Below are 16,125 nucleotides of genomic sequence, written 5' to 3'. Positions count from 1 at the left end.
GGCGCCCCGGATGCGGTGGATGTTGATATGCATCAAGCATAGTCACTGGTGATCGCCACTGCCGCCGGTATAATCGCCGGTCTTGTCGACACCCCATGCCCGTTTGTGAGCCTATGTCCCTTATTCCCGAAATCGAAGCCTTCCTCGCCTGCCGCACCCCGGATGCCTGGGTCGATGCCGCCCTGGCCGACCAGGAGACGATGCTGATCGACCACAAGAACTGCGAGTTCAAGGCCGCCAGCACGGCGCTGAGCCTGATTGCCAAGTACAACACGCATGTCGACCTGATCAACATGATGTCGCGCCTGGCCCGCGAGGAGCTGGTGCATCACGAGCAGGTGCTGCGCCTGATGAAGAAGCGCAAGGTGGCCTTGCGCCCATTGTCGGCAGGGCGCTATGCCTCGGGGCTGCGCAAGGTGGTGCGCGCGCACGAGCCGGTGAAGCTGGTGGACACGCTGGTGGTCGGCGCGTTCATCGAGGCGCGCAGCTGCGAGCGCTTTGCTGCGGTGGTGCCGCACCTGGACGAGGAACTGGGCAAGTTCTACCACGGGCTGCTCAAGAGCGAGGCGCGCCATTACCAGGGGTACCTGAAGCTGGCGTACCAGTATGGCGAAGCGGCGGATGTGGAGCGCACCGTGGAGCGGGTGCGCGAGGTGGAAGCCGAACTGATCACCACGCCGGACGTGGAGTTTCGCTTCCATAGCGGCGTGCCGGCCTGAAGCATCGCGGGCCAAGCCCGCTCCCACAGGCTGATGGACCCATCCTGTGGGAGCGGGCTCGACCCGCGATACGGGCGCCGCAATACCTCCTTTTGTCGACCAAATAGAAAGCAAGCTAATTAATGCTTGGCCATTCGCTGCCTGAGCAGTAATATCTGCGGCATCCACTGCCTAAGCAGGTATCTCCCTTCATGCAGCACTTCACCCCCGAAAACTTCCAGTCCTGCACCATCGGCATGCTCCTGGGGCGCGCCGCACTGGTGAAGGACCGCATTCTGGACAGCCACCTGCAGGACTTCGGCGTCACCGCCGCGCAGTTCAAGGTGCTGATCATCGTGTCCCAGTACGGGGTCGATACCCCCGCCGAACTGTGCCGTTTCCTCAGCCTGGACAGCGGGTCGATGACGCGCATGCTCGATCGCCTGGAGCAGAAGGGCCTGATCGCCCGCAGCCGCTGCCCGCAGGACCGCCGCCAGGTACGCCTGGAGCTCACCGCCGATGGCGATGTGCTGGCCGGCCAGTTGCCCCAGATCGGTGCCTCGGCGATGAACGAGCTGGTTGGCGTGCTGGCCCCGGACGAGCTCAAGACCCTGGAAAAGATCCTGACCAAGGTGCTGCTGGCGGCCGGCGATGCCGTCACCGCTCTGCGCGTGGAGGCCCAATGAAACCACGAGCCCTGCGTGCCGGTGCAAGCCTGCTGGTGCTTGCCCTGAGCCTGGCCGGTTGCGCCAACTACAGTGGCCTCGATACCCAGGGCCGGCGCCTCGGCGCCGCCGACCTGCAGGCTGGCAAGACCCTCGGCGGCGTTGCCCTGTCGCCTGCGGCCTGGCCCAAGGGCGACTGGTGGACCCGCCTTGGCGACCCGCAACTGGACAGCCTGATCGGCGAGGCCTTGCGCGACAGCCCCGACATGCAGGTTGCCAGCGCCCGTGCCCATCAGGCCAGCGCCGCAGCCTACGCTGCCGACGCCGAGCGCATGCCCACGCTGGATGCCAGCGCCGGGGTCAGCCGCTCGCGCCTGGCCCGTGACCAGGACCCGACGGGGCAGGGCGGCAGCTACTCCACCCTGCGCAGCCTGAGCGCGACCTTCAACTACACCTTCGATCTCTGGGGTGGGCAACGCGATGCCTGGGAAGCCGCCCTGGGCCAGGCCCGTGCCGCCGAGGTGGACCGCCAGGCCGCACAACTGACCCTGGCCGCCGACGTTGCCCGTGCCTACAGCCAGCTGGGCCAGGCGCACATCGTCAACGACCTGACCCAGGAAGACCTCAAGCGTACCCGCCAGATGCTCGAACTCAGCCAGCGCCGGCTGGCCTCGGGTATCGACAGCCAGTACCAGCTGCAGCAGACCGAAAGCCTGGAAGCCAGCTCCCAGGAGCAGGCCATCAATGCCCAGAAGCAGCTGCGCAGCGCGCAGATCGCGCTGGCGGTGCTGCTGGGCAAGGGCCCCGACCGTGGCCAGCAGATCGCCCGCCCCAATGTGCTCAAGCCTGCTGCGGTGGCGCTGCCCTCGGTGCTGCCGGCCGAGTTGCTGGGCCGGCGTCCGGACCTGGTGGCCGCGCGCTGGCGGGTCGAGGCGGCGAGCAAGTCGATCGATGCGAGCAAGACACGCTTCTACCCCAACCTCAACCTGAGCGCCGCCGCCGGCACCCAGGCACTGCTGGGTGATGCGATCTTCGGCGCGCCGAGCCGCTTCTTCAACATCGCCCCGACCGTGTCGCTGCCGATTTTCGACGGCGGGCGCCTGCGCGCTGACCTCGATGCCCGTGATGCCGACTACGACCTGGCCGTGGCGCAATACAACAAGAGCCTGGTGCGTGCACTGGGCGAGGTCAGCGACAGCATCGACCAGCTGCATGCACTGGGCCAGCAGATTGCAGCCAAGCAACGTGCCACCGACATCGCCCAGCAGTCCTACGACACCGTGATGCAGCGCTATGGCTCCGGCATCGGCAACTACCTGGATGTGCTGAGCATCGAACAGCAGCTGCTGCAGTCGCAGCGTCAGCTGGCCGAACTGAACGCCGAACAGATCGACCTGTCGATCCAGTTGATGCAGGCGCTGGGGGGCGGCTACCAGGCCGACACCCAGGCCGCCGCATTGCCCTCGACTTCCCGCAATCAATAAAACGCCAAGGTATTTCTCATGGCCACTGCATCCTCCCCGGACACTGCCCCTACCGAGCAGGACCTCAACAATCAGCGCAAGCGCAAGACGCTGCTGCTCGGGCTGCTGGTGCTCGTACTCGTGCTTGGCGCCGGTGTGTGGGCCTGGCACGAGCTCTACGGGCGCTGGAGCGAAAACACCGACGACGCCTATGTGAACGGCAACGTGGTGGAAATCACCCCGCTGGTCACCGGCACCGTCACCAGCATCGGCGCCGACGATGGCGACCTGGTGCACGCCGGCCAGGTGCTGATCCAGTTCGACCCGAGCGACACCGAGGTCGGCCTGCAGAGCGCCGAGGCCAAGCTAGCGCGCGCCGTGCGCCAGGTGCGTGGGCTTTACAGCAACGTCGACGGGCAGAAGGCCCAGGTGGCGGCGCGCAAGGCCGAGCTGCAGAAGGCCCAGGAAAACTACAACCGACGCAAGACCCTGGCCGCCGGCGGGGCGATCTCGCAGGAGGAGCTGTCCCACGCCCGTGACGACCTGGCATCGGCACAAAGCGCGCTGAGCAATGCCCAGCAGCAGCTCAACACCACCACCGCGCTGGTCGACGACACCGTGGTCTCCTCGCACCCCGAAGTGCAGGCTGCCGCCGCCGACCTGCGCCAGGCCTACCTGGACAATGCCCGCACCACCCTGGTGGCGCCGGTCACCGGCTATGTGGCCAAGCGCACGGTGCAACTGGGCCAGCGCCTGCAGCCGGGCACCGCGACCATGGCGGTGATTCCGCTGGATCAGCTGTGGATCGACGCCAACTTCAAGGAAACCCAGCTGCGCAACATGCGTATCGGTCAGCCGGTGGACATCGTTGCCGACCTGTACGGCAGCGACGTGAAGTACAGCGGCACCATCGACAGCCTGGGCGCCGGTACCGGCAGCGCCTTCGCCCTGCTGCCGGCGCAGAACGCCACCGGCAACTGGATCAAGATCGTCCAGCGCGTGCCAGTGCGGATCCACATCAACCCCGAGCAACTGGCCGAACACCCGCTGCGGATCGGCCTGTCGACCCAGGTCGACGTCGACCTGCACGACCAGAGCGGCCCGGTGCTGGCGCAACAGCCGCCGCAGAAAGCCTCGTTCGCCACCCAGGTGTACGACCGCCAGCTGGTGGAGGCCGATACCCTGATCGCGCGCCTGATCCATGACAACAGCGCCGCCAGCGGCAAGACTGCGCAGCGATGAGCGGGCAGGCTTCGTTCACCCCGCCAAGCCTGCTGCTGACCACCATCGGCCTGTCGCTGGCGACGTTCATGCAGGTGCTCGACACCACCATCGCCAACGTCGCCCTGCCTACCATCTCCGGCAACCTGGGGGTGAGTTCGGAGCAGGGCACCTGGGTCATCACCTCGTTCGCGGTGAGCAACGCGATAGCCTTGCCGCTGACCGGCTGGCTGAGCCGGCGCTTCGGCGAGGTGAAGCTGTTCATCTGGGCCACGCTGCTGTTCGTGCTGGCGTCGTTTCTGTGCGGTATCTCGCAATCGATGCCCGAGCTGGTCGGCTTTCGCGTGTTGCAGGGCGTGGTGGCCGGGCCGTTGTACCCCATGACCCAGACCCTGCTGATTGCGGTGTACCCCCCGGCCAAGCGGGGTATGGCCCTGGCGCTGCTGGCGATGGTCACGGTGGTGGCGCCGATTGCCGGGCCGATACTCGGTGGCTGGATCACCGACAGCTACAGCTGGCCGTGGATCTTCTTCATCAACGTGCCGATCGGCCTGTTCGCTGCCGCCGTGGTGCGTCAGCAGATGCGTACCCGGCCGGTGAGCACCAGCCGCCAGCCGATGGACTACATCGGGCTGTTGAGCCTGATCGTCGGGGTGGGGGCATTGCAGATCGTGCTCGACAAGGGCAATGACCTGGACTGGTTCGAGTCCAGTTTCATCGTCATCGGCAGCCTGATTTCGGTGGTGTTCCTGGCGGTGTTCATCATCTGGGAACTGACCGACAAGCACCCGGTGGTGAACCTGCGTCTGTTTGCCCACCGCAACTTTCGCATCGGCACCATCGTGCTGGTGGGCGGGTATGCGGGGTTCTTCGGCATCAACCTGATCCTGCCGCAATGGCTGCAGACCCAGATGGGCTACACCGCCACCTGGGCGGGGCTGGCGGTGGCGCCGATCGGCCTGCTGCCGGTGCTGATGTCGCCGTTCGTGGGCAAGTACGCGCACAAGTTCGACCTGCGCGTGCTGGCGGGGCTGGCGTTCGTGGCAATCGGTGCCAGCTGCTTCATGCGGGCCGGCTTCACCAACGAGGTGGACTTCCAGCACATCGCCCTGGTGCAGCTGTTCATGGGTATCGGCGTGGCGTTGTTCTTCATGCCCACCTTGAGCATCCTGCTTTCGGACCTGCCGCCGCAGCAGATCGCCGACGGCTCGGGGCTGGCGACCTTCCTGCGGACCCTGGGCGGCAGCTTTGCCGCGTCGCTGACCACCTGGATCTGGATTCGCCGGGCCGACCAGCACCATGCGTACCTGAGCGAAAGCATCAGTACCTATGAGCCGGCCACCCGTGACATGCTCGGCCACCTGGGCGGGGCGAACGGGCAGTCGTATGCGCAGCTGGAGCAGATGCTCAACAGCCAGGCGTACATGATGTCGACGGTGGATTACTTCACGTTGATGGGCTGGGTGTTCGTCGGGCTGGTGCTGCTGGTGTGGCTGGCCAAGCCGCCGTTCGCGGCCAAGGCCGGGCCGGCATCGGCGGGGCACTGAAAAAGGCTTCGCCGGCAAGGCCGGCTCCTACAGGGTTACGCAAAACCTGTAGGAGCCGGCCTTGCCGGCGAAGGGGTCAGGCAAAGTCGAAGGGTGCCAGCTGGAACCCTTGTTCATCCACCTGCAGCGCCCACCCCTGGCGATCCCAGTCGCCCAGCACGATACGCCGCGCCGGCGCATCGCCCACCACCAGCTTGTGGATCGCCGGGCGATGGGTGTGCCCATGCACCAGGGTGCGCACGCCATGCTGCTGCATCACCCGCGGTACCTCCTCGGGCGTCACATCGACAATGTCATTGGCCTTCATGCGCGTCTGCGCGCGGCTTTCGCTGCGCAGCTTGCGCGCAAGCTTGTGCCGCGTGCGCAACGGCAGGTGGCGCAGCACCCACAGGCTCACGGGGTTGCGCAGGTAACGGCGCAGCTTCATGTAGCCTTCGTCACGGGTGCACAGGCTGTCGCCATGCATCAGCAGCACCGGCTCGCCGCCCAGTTCGACCACGCTGGGGTCGGGTAGCAGGGTGGCGCCTGCGGCCTTGCAGAACGCCTGGCCGATGAGGAAGTCGCGGTTGCCGTGCATCAGGAACACCTGGGTGCCCGTGTCGCTCAGCGCACGCAAGGCCTGGCAGATCGACGCCTGGTAGGGCGTCATGGCATCGTCGCCTATCCAGGCCTCGAAAAAGTCCCCGAGAATGTACAGCGCTTGCGCGCTGCGGGCACGGGTGGCCAGCAGATCAAGAAACGCCCGGGTAATGTCCGGGCGTTCTTCTTGCAGGTGCAGATCGGAGATCAGCAGTATCACCCAATGATCTCGGCTTTCTCGATGATCACGTCTTCGGCTGGCACGTCCTGGTGGCCGGCTTTGGAACCGGTGGCAACGGCCTTGATCTTGTCGACCACGTCGGTGCCTTCGGTGACTTTGCCGAACACTGCATAACCCCAGCCCTGCACGTTCTTGCCGCTGTGGTTGAGGAAGCTGTTGTCGGCGACGTTGATGAAGAACTGCGCCGAGGCCGAATGCGGCTCCATGGTACGGGCCATGGCGATGGTGTACTTGTCGTTGCTCAGGCCGTTGTCGGCTTCGTTCTGGATGCTCGGGCGCTTGTCTTTCTTCTCTTTCATGCCCGGCTCGAAACCGCCGCCCTGGATCATGAAGTTGCCGATGACGCGGTGGAACACGGTGTTCTCGTAGTGACCGGCTTTGACGTACTCGATGAAGTTGGCCACGGTGATCGGGGCTTTCTCGGCGTTCAGCTCGATGACGATGTCACCGTGATTGGTGGTCAGTTTGACTTGGGTCATGCTCAAATTCTCGCTTTTCAGGCATTCAAGAAATGGGTGCGCAGGATCGCGTAGTAACCCTGACGCACAGTTTACAGGCCACGATACGCACGTCACGGCAGTTTTTTTGCCCGGCCAGCCGAATATAGCGCCAGTTTGTCGGCGCTGCCCTGTCGGCAGCTCGGGCGCTTGGGCTATGATAAGCGCTTTGATTCAGTCGGCCTACCCGGGCCGTGTACCGGTATTTCAAGGATCCTATGAGCAAGCCCACCGCTGACAACGCTCCCAACGCCGCTGCCAAAGGCGCGCCCGCCGTCCCTGTGAACTTCCTGCGTCCGATCGTGCAGGCCGACCTGGATTCGGGCAAGCACACCAGCATCGTCACCCGTTTCCCGCCGGAGCCCAACGGCTACCTGCACATTGGTCACGCCAAGTCGATCTGCGTGAACTTCGGCCTGGCCCAGGAATTCGGCGGTGCCTGTCACCTGCGCTTCGATGACACCAACCCGGCCAAAGAGGACCAGGAGTACATCGACGCCATCCAGCGTGACGTCAAGTGGCTGGGCTTCGAGTGGACCGGCCGGGTGCGCTATGCCTCGCAGTACTTCGAGCAGTTGCATGCGTGGGCGGTCGACCTGATCAAGTCGGGCAATGCCTATGTGTGCGACCTGACCCCGGAGCAGGCCCGCGAGTACCGCGGCAACCTGACCGAGCCGGGCAAGAACAGCCCGTTCCGCGAGCGCAGCGTCGAGGAAAACCTCGACCTGTTCGCGCGCATGAAGGCCGGCGAGTTCCAGGATGGCGAGCGCGTGCTGCGCGCCAAGATCGACATGGCCTCGCCGAACATGAACCTGCGCGACCCGATCCTGTACCGCATCCGCCATGCCCATCATCACCAGACCGGTGACACCTGGTGCATCTACCCGATCTACGACTTCACCCATGGCCAGTCGGACGCCATCGAGGGCATCACCCACTCGATCTGCACCCTGGAGTTCGAAAGCCATCGTCCGTTGTACGAGTGGTTCCTCGACCACCTGCCGGTGCCGTGCAAGCCGCGCCAGTACGAGTTCAGCCGCCTGAACCTGAACTACACCATCACCAGCAAGCGCAAGCTCAAGCAACTGGTGGACGAGCGGCACGTACAGGGCTGGGACGACCCGCGCATGTCCACGCTGTCGGGCTTTCGCCGTCGTGGCTACACCCCGGCGTCTATCCGCAATTTCTGCGAGATGGTCGGCACCAACCGTTCCGACGGCGTGGTCGACATGTCGATGCTCGAATTCAGCATCCGTGACGACCTGGACCGCACCGCGCCACGGGCCATGTGCGTACTGCGCCCGCTGAAGGTAGTCATCACCAACTACCCCGAAGGCCAGGTCGAGCAGCTCGAACTGCCGCGTCACCCCAAGGAAGACATGGGCGTGCGTGCACTGCCGTTCGCCCGCGAGATCTACATCGACCGCGACGACTTCATGGAAGAGCCGCCCAAGGGCTACAAGCGCCTGGAGCCGGCCGGTGAAGTGCGCCTGCGTGGCAGCTACGTGATCCGCGCCGACGAGGCGATCAAGGATGCCGAGGGCAACATCGTCGAGCTGCGCTGCTCGTACGACCCCGACACCCTGGGCAAGAACCCCGAAGGCCGCAAGGTCAAGGGTGTGATCCACTGGGTGCCGGCCGCGGCCAGCGTCGAGTGCGAAGTACGTCTGTATGACCGCCTGTTCCGTTCGGCCAACCCCGAGAAGACCGACGACGGCGGCAGCTTCCTTGACAACATCAATCCCGATTCGCTGCAGGTGCTGAGCGGTTGTCGTGCGGAACCTTCGCTGGGCCAGGCCCAGCCCGAAGACCGCTTCCAGTTCGAGCGCGAAGGCTACTTCTGCGTCGACCTGAAAGACTCCACGCCGGGTAAGCCGGTGTTCAACCGCACCGTGACCCTGCGCGATTCGTGGGGCAGCTAAGGAACTCTACGTGCTAAGCATCTACAACACCCTGAGCAAGACCAAGGAAGTTTTCGTTCCGCTCGATGGCAACAAGGTTCGCATGTACGTGTGCGGCATGACCGTGTACGACTTCTGCCACCTGGGCCATGGGCGCAGCATGGTCGCGTTCGACCTGGTCACGCGCTGGCTGCGCTACAGCGGCTACGACCTGACCTATGTGCGCAACATCACCGACATCGACGACAAGATCATCAACCGCGCCAACCAGAACGGCGAATCGTTCGAAGCGCTGACCGCGCGCATGATCGACGCGATGCACGAGGACGAGCGCCGTCTGAACATCCTGCCGCCGGACCAGGAGCCGCGTGCCACCGACCACATCGCCGGCATGCACGCGATGATCCAGACCCTGATCGACAAGGGTTATGCCTACGCGCCGGGCAACGGCGACGTGTACTACCGCGTCGGCAAGTTCGTCGGCTACGGCAAGCTGTCGCGCAAGAAGATCGAAGACCTGCGCATCGGTGCCCGCATCGAGGTCGACGAGGCCAAGCAGGACCCGCTCGACTTCGTGCTGTGGAAGGGCGTCAAGCCCGGCGAGCCGAGCTGGGAATCGCCGTGGGGCCCGGGCCGTCCGGGCTGGCACATCGAGTGCTCGGTGATGTCGACCTGCTGCCTGGGCGAGAGCTTCGACATTCATGGTGGCGGCAACGACCTGGAGTTCCCGCACCACGAGAACGAGATTGCCCAGAGCGAGGCGGCCACCGGCAAGCAGTACGCCAAGGCGTGGATGCATTGCGGCATGATCCGTATCAATGGCGAGAAGATGTCCAAGTCGTTGAACAACTTCTTCACCATTCGCGACGTGCTCGACAAGTATCACCCGGAGGTGGTGCGCTACCTGCTGGTGTCGAGCCACTACCGCAGCTCGATCAACTACTCCGAGGACAGCCTGCGCGAAGCCAAGGGCGCGCTGGAACGCTTCTACCATGCGCTGCGCGGCTTGCCGCGCGTGGCCGCGCAAGGTGGCGAGGCGTATGTCGAGCGTTTTGCCGCGGCCATGAACGACGACTTCGGCACGCCTGAAGCCTGTGCGGTGCTGTTCGACCTGGTGCGCGAGATCAACCGCGTGCGCGAGGCCGAGCCTGAGGTGGCCGCTGGCCTGGCGGGCCGTTTGCGCGAGCTGGCCGAGCTGCTGGGCGTGTTGCAGCTGGAGGCCGACGACTTCCTGCAGGCGGGCGCCGAAGGCAAGGTCGATGCGGCTGAAGTGGAGGCGTTGATCCAGGCGCGTCTGCAGGCACGTACCGACAAGAACTGGGCCGAATCGGATCGCATCCGCGACCAGCTGACTGCCATGGGCGTGGTGCTGGAAGACGGCAAGGGCACGACGACCTGGCGCCTGGCTGACTGATCGGCGCTGAACTTTTCGCCGGCGAGGCCGGCTCCTGCACAGGTTGCTGTAGGAGCCGGCCTTGCCGGCGAAAGGGCCCTAACTGGCCGCCTGCGGCCTGCACTGCAACACCAGCCGCGCCCCACCCAGCTCACTTGCGCCCACCTCCAGTCCGAACCCATGCAGGTCGACGATCGCTGCAACGATCGAAAGCCCCAGCCCGAACCCGTTGTGCCGATGACCTTCCTCGCTGCGGTAGAACCGCTTGAGCACGGCCTCGCGCTCGTCCGCCGGAATCCCCGGCCCGCTGTCCTCCACCTCGATCAGCACGCCCTGGGCGTCTTCACGGGCTCGCATCCGCACCTGACCACCGACCGGGGTGAACTTGATGGCATTGCCCAGCAGGTTGGCCAGGGCCTCGAACAGCAGCTCGCGGTCGCCCTTGAGCGCCGGCAACTGGTCGGGCAGCACCAGGACCAGGCGAATTTCGCCGTCCTCGGCCAGCGGCAGGTAGAAGTCATGCAGCTCTACCAGCAGGGCACGCGGGTCCAGCTCGACGAAGCCGGCACGGCGCTGGCGGTCTTCCAGTTCGCTGATGCGCAGCAACCCGCGAAAACGCGCCATCAGGGTGTCGGTTTCGCTGATGGCCTGGTCCATCTGGTCGGCCTGGATCGAGTCGTCGCCGACCTGCTGGCGGATCCGGTACAGCTGGGCCCGCAGGCGCGTCAGCGGGGTGCGCAGGTCGTGGGCAATGTTGTCGCACACGCCTTTGACCTCGTGCATCAGCCGCTCGATGCGGTCGAGCATGGCGTTGACGATGGCTGCCAGCATGTCCAGTTCGTCACGGCGCGACGACAGCGGCAGACGGTGGGTGAGGTCGCCGGCCACGATCAGCTCGGCACTGGCCTGGATCGCCCTTATGCGCTTGAGCGGGCGGCGCCGCAGCAGGTACCAGCCGGCGATGCCGGGAATGATGGTCAGCGACAGCCCCCACAGCAAGGCATGCAGAATGATCCGCGTGACCACGAACAGCGAACCGTTGTCGCGTACCAGCACCAGCCAGCGGCCATCGCGCACCTTGAGCGCCACGGCATCACAGCTGTCTTTTGGCATGCGCGGGTCATCGGCATCCAGGCAGCGGCTGAGCTCGTGGATCCTGCCATCCAGGCCCAGCTCGGGCGGGATCTGGCGGATCTGCCCGCCCAGTGGGTTGAACTGCGCGTCGAACAGCCCGTAGGCATCGAAGCTGCGTTCGTCGAAGGCCTGGCTGGCGATCAGGGCGTCGTCGAGCTGCTTGCCGCTCATGTGTGCGAACAGATGCTGGCGCTGCAACAGGGAATGGCGGGTGAGCTTGTTCAGGTAGCCGGACACCTCGAAGTACAGCACCCCCATGAGGATGCTGCTCCAGGCCACGAACAGAAAGCTGTACAGCGCCAGCAGGCGGCTGGTGGACGAACTCCAGCCCTTAGACGGGTTCGGCAATGGCATAGCCGGAGCCCCGCACGGTGCGAATCAGCGGGGTTTGCCCGGCGGCGTCGATCTTCTTGCGCAGACGCCCGATGTGCACGTCGATCAGGTTGGTGCCGGGGTCGAAGTGATACCCCCAGACTTCCTCGAAGATCATCATGCGGGTGATGACCTGGCCGGCGTGGCGCATCAGGAATTCCAGCAGCTTGTACTCGGTGGGCAGCAGGTTGAGTGTCTGCTCACCGCGCCGGGCCTCGTGGCTTATCAGGTCCAGCTCCAGGTCGGCGACCTGCAGGCGGGTCTGGGCCATCGGCACGCTGTTGCGGCGCAGCAGCACTTCCACGCGCGCCGCCATCTCGTCGGAGGCAAACGGCTTGGTCAGGTAGTCGTCACCACCGGCGCGCAGGCCGCGCACGCGTTCATCGACATCGGAGAGGGCGCTGATCATCAGGATCGGCGTGGCGATCTTGAGGTTGCGCAGGGTGGTGACGATTGTCAGGCCGTCGACTTCGGGCAGCATGCGGTCGAGGGTGATCAGGTCGTAGCCGCCGGCGATTGCCTTGGCCAGGCCTTCACGACCGTTGTCGGCCCAGTCGACCTCAAGGCCGTGGCTGGAGAGTTCGGCGACGATTTCCTGGCCGGTGACGGCATCGTCTTCGATAGTCAGTACGCGGGGCATGCTCTTACCTGGGCGGCGTGTGGAGACTCGATTGTGCCAAAGAATAGGCGGTGCCCGGGTTAAAGAAAAATTCATCTTGAAAAAGGGCTGCTGTGCAGCCAGTCACGGGTCGAGCCCGCTCCCACAAGGTTGCGATGAACCTGTGGGAGCGGGCTTGACCCGCGATGCATTCAGGCGACCTTGACGATCCAGCCCGCCGGCGCTTCGACGTCACCGCTCTGGATACCGGTCAGCTCGGCGTAGAGCTTCTGGGTCACCGGACCGACTTCGGTTTCGCTGTGGAACACGTGCAGCTTGCCGTTGTACTGGATGCCGCCGATCGGGGTGATCACCGCAGCGGTGCCGCAGGCACCGGCTTCGATGAAGCGGTCCAGTTGGTTGATCAGCACGTCGCCCTCGATCACCTTCAGGCCCAGGCGCGATTCGGCCAGTTGCATCAGCGACAGGCGGGTGATGCCCGGCAGCACCGAGGCGGATTTCGGGGTCACGAACTCGTTGTTGGCGGTGATGCCGAAGAAGTTGGCCGAACCCACTTCCTCGATCTTGCTGTGGGTCAGCGGGTCGAGGTAGATGCAGTCGGCAAAGCCGGCCTTCTTGGCCTCATAGCCTGGTTGCAGGCTGGCTGCGTAGTTGCCACCGACCTTGGCGGCGCCGGTGCCCTGGGGCGCGGCACGGTCGAAATCGGAGATCAGGAACTTGTGCGGGGTCATGCCGCCCTTGAAGTACGAGCCAACCGGGATGGCGAAGATCGAGAAGATGAACTCCGGCGCGGTGCGTACGCCGATGTTGTCACCCACGCCGATCACGAACGGACGCAGGTACAGGGCGCCCTTGCCGTGCGGCGGTACGAAGCGTTCGTTGGCCTGGACCACCTGCTTGCAGGCCTCGATGAACTGTTCGGTCGGCACCCGCGGCATCAGCAGGCGATCGCAGCTGCGCTGCATGCGCAGGGCGTTCTGGTCGGGGCGGAACAGGTTGATCGAGCCATCCTTGCAGCGGTAGGCCTTCATGCCTTCGAAGCATTGCTGGCCATAGTGCAGCGCGGTGGAGCCTTCGCTGATGTGCAGTACGTTGTCTTCGGTCAGGGTGCCCTTGTCCCACTCGCCATCACGGAAGTAGGAAAGGTAGCGCTTGTCGGTCTTGATGTAGTCAAAGCCCAGCTTGTCCCAGTTAATGCTCTCGTTACTCATGGCACCCTCGATCGGTTGGCAAATGCCTGTATGGTCAGGCCACGCATATTGCGCAAGCAGCCACGATAATACATCCCGTGCAGATCGGAAACGGGCAGATGCCGATTGCGCCGGTGCCCGGCCGCCAGCGCTTCAGGTCCGGCGTGACCGAGCGTGAGTGGTCGCGCCGCCATGGGCTTGACCGACGCAGGGCTCGTGGAGCATTGTGCGTGACATGAATATCGACCTGTTGACCTCGACCCGCACCACCACGACCGCCATCGGCGGGCGATGGGTGGCTGTGTAAAGCGAACGCAGCAGGTCACCCAAGGCCCCGCCAGCAATGGACGGGGCCTTTTGGTTGGCGCGTCCGGCTGGCATCTTAAGGAGAGACACCATGCCCGTACGGCGCGCGTTACTGATTCTGGATATGCAGGTCGGCCTGTTCCATGGCCCCGAACAGCCCTGGCAGGGCGAGCGGATACTGGCCAACATCAACCGCCTGATCAGCACCGCACGGGCGGCCCGGGCGCCGATATTCGTCGCGCGCCACACCGGCCCGCAGGGTTCGCCGATCGAGGCCGGCAGCACACCCTGGCAACTGCTCCCGGCGCTGGAGGTAGACGAGCAATACGACCGCGTGTTCGACAAGTTCCGGCCCAGTGCCTTCTGGAACACGCCGCTGCGTGAGTGGCTGCAGCAGGCGGGCGTTGAAGAGCTGGTGGTGGTCGGCATGAAAACCCAGTACTGCGTCGATACCAATTGCCGCGTTGCTGCCGAGCTGGGCGTGCGCCCGGTACTGGTCAGCGACGCGCACACCTGCATGGATACCCCCAGCCTAGGCGCCGAGGCCATCGTCGCCCATCATAACCTCACCCTGGGCAGTGGCTTTGCCACCTTGTGCGTCACCGAAGCCGTGCAGTTCTGATTGCGGCATGCACAGCTGCCCCTGCAACTGCAGGTGTTGCAGGAACACCAGGTCATGGGACGCCACCAGCAGGGTCCCCTGATACTGGCAGAGCATCTGTTCCAGGGCCTGCAACGATGGCAGGTCGAGGTGGTTGCTGGGTTCGTCGAGCAACAGCAATTGCGCTGGCTGGTCGCTGTAGAGTACCGCGGCCAGCGCTGCCTTGAGCCGTTCGCCGCCACTGAGCAGGCCGCTGGGCAGGGTGATGCGGTCTGCATCCAGGCCCAGTTGCGCCAATCGGGTGCGCACGCTGCTCTGGTCGAGTTCACGGCACGCCTCGCGCACATGCTCCAGCACGCATACGCTCGGGTCGAGCAGGCTGCACTGCTGGTCCAGGTACGCCACGCTGGCGCGGGTCTCGCATTCACCCTTGCGGGGCGGCAGTTGCCCGGCCAGCACCTTGAGCAACGTGGATTTGCCGCTGCCGTTGGCGCCGGTGAGGGCAAGGCGCTGGCCGACGCACAGCACCAGGTCGAGCGCGTGCGGATGCTGGATGTGGGGTAGCTCAAGGTCACGCAGCCAGGCGATCTGGCTGCCTGGCGGCAACTGACGTGCCGGCGCGTGCAGTACCACCGGCTGCTGCGGGTCCAGGCGTTGAGCGGCTTCACGCACCTGGGCGTCCATGGCCTGGCGCGTGGCCAGGTGGTTGCGCTGCTGCCTGCCTGCGGTGGCCTCGCTGCGTTGCTGTTGACGGTCGAGCAGGATCTTCGCCTGGTTGCTGTGCCTGGCCTCGTGGCCGGCCCTGGCCTGGTGGCGTTCGAGGCGCTCGTGTTGACGCTGCAGGTCGCGGGCCTGGCGCTGGCGTTCGAGCTTCAGACGTTCGAGATTGCGCTCGGCCAGTTCGGTGTCGCGGGCCTTGCAAGCGGTGAATGCGCTGTAGTCGCCCCCGTAGCTGTGCAGGCCCGAGGGCGACAGCTCGACGATGCGCTGCATGCTGGCGAGCAGCGTGCGGTCGTGGCTGATGACCAGCAGCCCCTTGTTCCAGCGTTCGAGCATGATCATCAGCGCGGCGCGGCTGGGGGCGTCCAGGTGGTTGGTGGGCTCGTCGAGAATCAGGTAGTCGGCGTCGCCGAGAAACGCACCCAGCAGTGCCACGCGCATGGCCTGGCCGCCGCTCAGCGTTTCGGCGGGGCGATCCCAGCGCAGCATGCCGAGCTGCTCGCGGGCCAGGTGGCTGTGCAGTTGCTCGCGTATGTTCCAGCGTTCGCCGACAGTCTCGAAGTCGCTCGCGGCGGTACTGCCAGCCTCGATGCGTTGGAGCGCTTCGATCACCTGGCGTACCTGGGCCAGGTCGGCGACCGTGGTGCGGGAGGTGATCGGCTGTTGAGCGAGGTAATGCACGCGCCCCTGGCGCAGGCAGCGGCCATCGCTGGGCTCGAGCTGACCGGCCATCAGGCGTGCGAGTATGGATTTGCCCACGCCGTTGCGCCCCACCAGGCCGGTGCGGCGCTGGTCGAAACGTTCGGTGAGGTTGGAAAACAGCAGCCTGCCGTCGGGCAGTGCATAGGTGACGCTGTCCAGCGTCAGGGATGACGTGTTCGTCATGCGAACCTCCAAGGATGCCTGGTGCTTCCCCCGGTGACGGGGCTGAAGACGGGCCGTCTGAAACGACGGTGGCATCAATGGCGCATTGGACGA

General features: G+C 65.1%; 14 protein-coding genes. 8 read left to right on the top strand and 6 right to left on the bottom strand.

The genetic code is table 11. From position 1 onward, the window contains the following. The first annotated feature begins 113 nt into the window (after positions 1-113). The 5 genes from miaE (at position 114) to V9K84_RS12300 (ending at position 5,594) form a co-directional block, all read left to right on the top strand. On the top strand, positions 114-719 hold the full coding sequence (gene miaE, locus V9K84_RS12320; protein WP_043863067.1) for a tRNA isopentenyl-2-thiomethyl-A-37 hydroxylase MiaE: 606 nt from the start codon (positions 114-116) through the stop codon (positions 717-719). Positions 720-910: 191 nt separating this feature from the next. Next, positions 911-1,384: a MarR family transcriptional regulator gene (locus V9K84_RS12315; RefSeq protein ID WP_043863066.1), complete on the top strand. Its 474-nt coding sequence runs from the start codon at positions 911-913 to the stop codon at positions 1,382-1,384. Then, complete coding sequence (locus tag V9K84_RS12310; RefSeq protein WP_088515681.1) at positions 1,381-2,847, top strand: efflux transporter outer membrane subunit; 1,467 nt, start codon at positions 1,381-1,383, stop codon at positions 2,845-2,847. Before V9K84_RS12315 ends, V9K84_RS12310 begins: the two co-directional genes overlap by 4 nt. 18 nt (positions 2,848-2,865) lie before the next feature. Further along, positions 2,866-4,068: an HlyD family efflux transporter periplasmic adaptor subunit gene (locus tag V9K84_RS12305; protein ID WP_043863064.1), complete on the top strand. Its 1,203-nt coding sequence runs from the start codon at positions 2,866-2,868 to the stop codon at positions 4,066-4,068. Then, entirely contained in the window at positions 4,065-5,594 is a 1,530-nt protein-coding gene (locus V9K84_RS12300) for a DHA2 family efflux MFS transporter permease subunit (protein WP_043863063.1), read from the top strand. Before V9K84_RS12305 ends, V9K84_RS12300 begins: the two co-directional genes overlap by 4 nt. Before the next feature lie 76 nt (positions 5,595-5,670). Here V9K84_RS12300 and lpxH read toward each other — a convergent pair whose 3' ends face one another. Next, complete coding sequence (gene lpxH, locus V9K84_RS12295) at positions 5,671-6,393, bottom strand: UDP-2,3-diacylglucosamine diphosphatase (RefSeq protein WP_058541884.1); 723 nt, start codon at positions 6,391-6,393, stop codon at positions 5,671-5,673. Further along, entirely contained in the window at positions 6,390-6,893 is a 504-nt protein-coding gene (locus tag V9K84_RS12290) for a peptidylprolyl isomerase (RefSeq protein WP_043863061.1), read from the bottom strand. The genes lpxH and V9K84_RS12290 overlap by 4 nt, the downstream gene beginning before the upstream one ends. Before the next feature lie 236 nt (positions 6,894-7,129). On the opposite strand from V9K84_RS12290, the gene V9K84_RS12285 reads away from it, so the two are divergent. Both V9K84_RS12285 and cysS read left to right on the top strand, forming a co-directional pair. Further along, a complete protein-coding gene (locus V9K84_RS12285) occupies positions 7,130-8,833 on the top strand; it encodes a glutamine--tRNA ligase/YqeY domain fusion protein (protein WP_338794401.1) in 1,704 nt (567 codons plus the stop codon). A 10-nt stretch (positions 8,834-8,843) separates the two neighbouring features. Then, positions 8,844-10,226, top strand: coding sequence for a cysteine--tRNA ligase (gene cysS, locus V9K84_RS12280; RefSeq protein ID WP_043863059.1), 1,383 nt, complete (start codon positions 8,844-8,846; stop codon positions 10,224-10,226). Between the two features lie 78 nt (positions 10,227-10,304). Here cysS and V9K84_RS12275 read toward each other — a convergent pair whose 3' ends face one another. The 3 genes from V9K84_RS12275 to V9K84_RS12265 all read right to left on the bottom strand — a co-directional run bounded on the left by V9K84_RS12275 (position 10,305) and on the right by V9K84_RS12265 (position 13,541). Then, positions 10,305-11,693 (bottom strand): HAMP domain-containing sensor histidine kinase, encoded by a 1,389-nt coding sequence (locus V9K84_RS12275; RefSeq protein ID WP_088515683.1) that lies wholly within the window; start codon positions 11,691-11,693, stop codon positions 10,305-10,307. Then, positions 11,671-12,351, bottom strand: a complete 681-nt coding sequence (locus V9K84_RS12270) for a response regulator transcription factor (RefSeq protein WP_043863057.1) — start codon at positions 12,349-12,351, stop codon at positions 11,671-11,673. The genes V9K84_RS12275 and V9K84_RS12270 overlap by 23 nt, the downstream gene beginning before the upstream one ends. Positions 12,352-12,521: 170 nt before the next feature. Beyond that, on the bottom strand, positions 12,522-13,541 hold the full coding sequence (locus V9K84_RS12265; protein ID WP_043863056.1) for a branched-chain amino acid aminotransferase: 1,020 nt from the start codon (positions 13,539-13,541) through the stop codon (positions 12,522-12,524). Between the two features lie 376 nt (positions 13,542-13,917). On the opposite strand from V9K84_RS12265, the gene V9K84_RS12260 reads away from it, so the two are divergent. Continuing rightward, on the top strand, positions 13,918-14,448 hold the full coding sequence (locus tag V9K84_RS12260) for a cysteine hydrolase family protein (RefSeq protein WP_088515684.1): 531 nt from the start codon (positions 13,918-13,920) through the stop codon (positions 14,446-14,448). On the opposite strand, the gene V9K84_RS12255 is transcribed toward V9K84_RS12260, so the two are convergent. After that, the gene (locus V9K84_RS12255) at positions 14,359-16,032 is read right to left on the bottom strand and encodes an ABC-F family ATP-binding cassette domain-containing protein (RefSeq protein ID WP_088515685.1); all 1,674 of its coding nucleotides are present in this window, start codon (positions 16,030-16,032) and stop codon (positions 14,359-14,361) included. The genes V9K84_RS12260 and V9K84_RS12255 overlap by 90 nt on opposite strands. Positions 16,033-16,125 lie beyond the last annotated feature (93 nt).

The organism is Pseudomonas sp. AE27, from assembly GCF_037113495.1.
Lineage (GTDB): Bacteria > Pseudomonadota > Gammaproteobacteria > Pseudomonadales > Pseudomonadaceae > Aquipseudomonas > Aquipseudomonas palmensis.
The sequence above is the reverse complement of the archived record's forward strand: the minus strand, read 5'-3'. Positions and strand labels throughout refer to the sequence as shown.

What these genes read in the sequence shown, in the direction of transcription:
- miaE (WP_043863067.1), top strand. Translation starts at nt 114, where the DNA reads ATGTCCCTTATTCCCGAAATCGAAGCCTTCCTCGCCTGCCGCACCCCG.
- V9K84_RS12315 (WP_043863066.1), top strand. Translation starts at nt 911, where the DNA reads ATGCAGCACTTCACCCCCGAAAACTTCCAGTCCTGCACCATCGGCATG.
- V9K84_RS12310 (WP_088515681.1), top strand. Translation starts at nt 1,381, where the DNA reads ATGAAACCACGAGCCCTGCGTGCCGGTGCAAGCCTGCTGGTGCTTGCC.
- V9K84_RS12305 (WP_043863064.1), top strand. Translation starts at nt 2,866, where the DNA reads ATGGCCACTGCATCCTCCCCGGACACTGCCCCTACCGAGCAGGACCTC.
- V9K84_RS12300 (WP_043863063.1), top strand. Translation starts at nt 4,065, where the DNA reads ATGAGCGGGCAGGCTTCGTTCACCCCGCCAAGCCTGCTGCTGACCACC.
- V9K84_RS12290 (WP_043863061.1), bottom strand. Translation starts at nt 6,893, where the DNA reads ATGACCCAAGTCAAACTGACCACCAATCACGGTGACATCGTCATCGAG.
- V9K84_RS12285 (WP_338794401.1), top strand. Translation starts at nt 7,130, where the DNA reads ATGAGCAAGCCCACCGCTGACAACGCTCCCAACGCCGCTGCCAAAGGC.
- V9K84_RS12275 (WP_088515683.1), bottom strand. Translation starts at nt 11,693, where the DNA reads ATGCCATTGCCGAACCCGTCTAAGGGCTGGAGTTCGTCCACCAGCCGC.
- V9K84_RS12270 (WP_043863057.1), bottom strand. Translation starts at nt 12,351, where the DNA reads ATGCCCCGCGTACTGACTATCGAAGACGATGCCGTCACCGGCCAGGAA.
- V9K84_RS12265 (WP_043863056.1), bottom strand. Translation starts at nt 13,541, where the DNA reads ATGAGTAACGAGAGCATTAACTGGGACAAGCTGGGCTTTGACTACATC.
- V9K84_RS12260 (WP_088515684.1), top strand. Translation starts at nt 13,918, where the DNA reads ATGCCCGTACGGCGCGCGTTACTGATTCTGGATATGCAGGTCGGCCTG.
- V9K84_RS12255 (WP_088515685.1), bottom strand. Translation starts at nt 16,032, where the DNA reads ATGACGAACACGTCATCCCTGACGCTGGACAGCGTCACCTATGCACTG.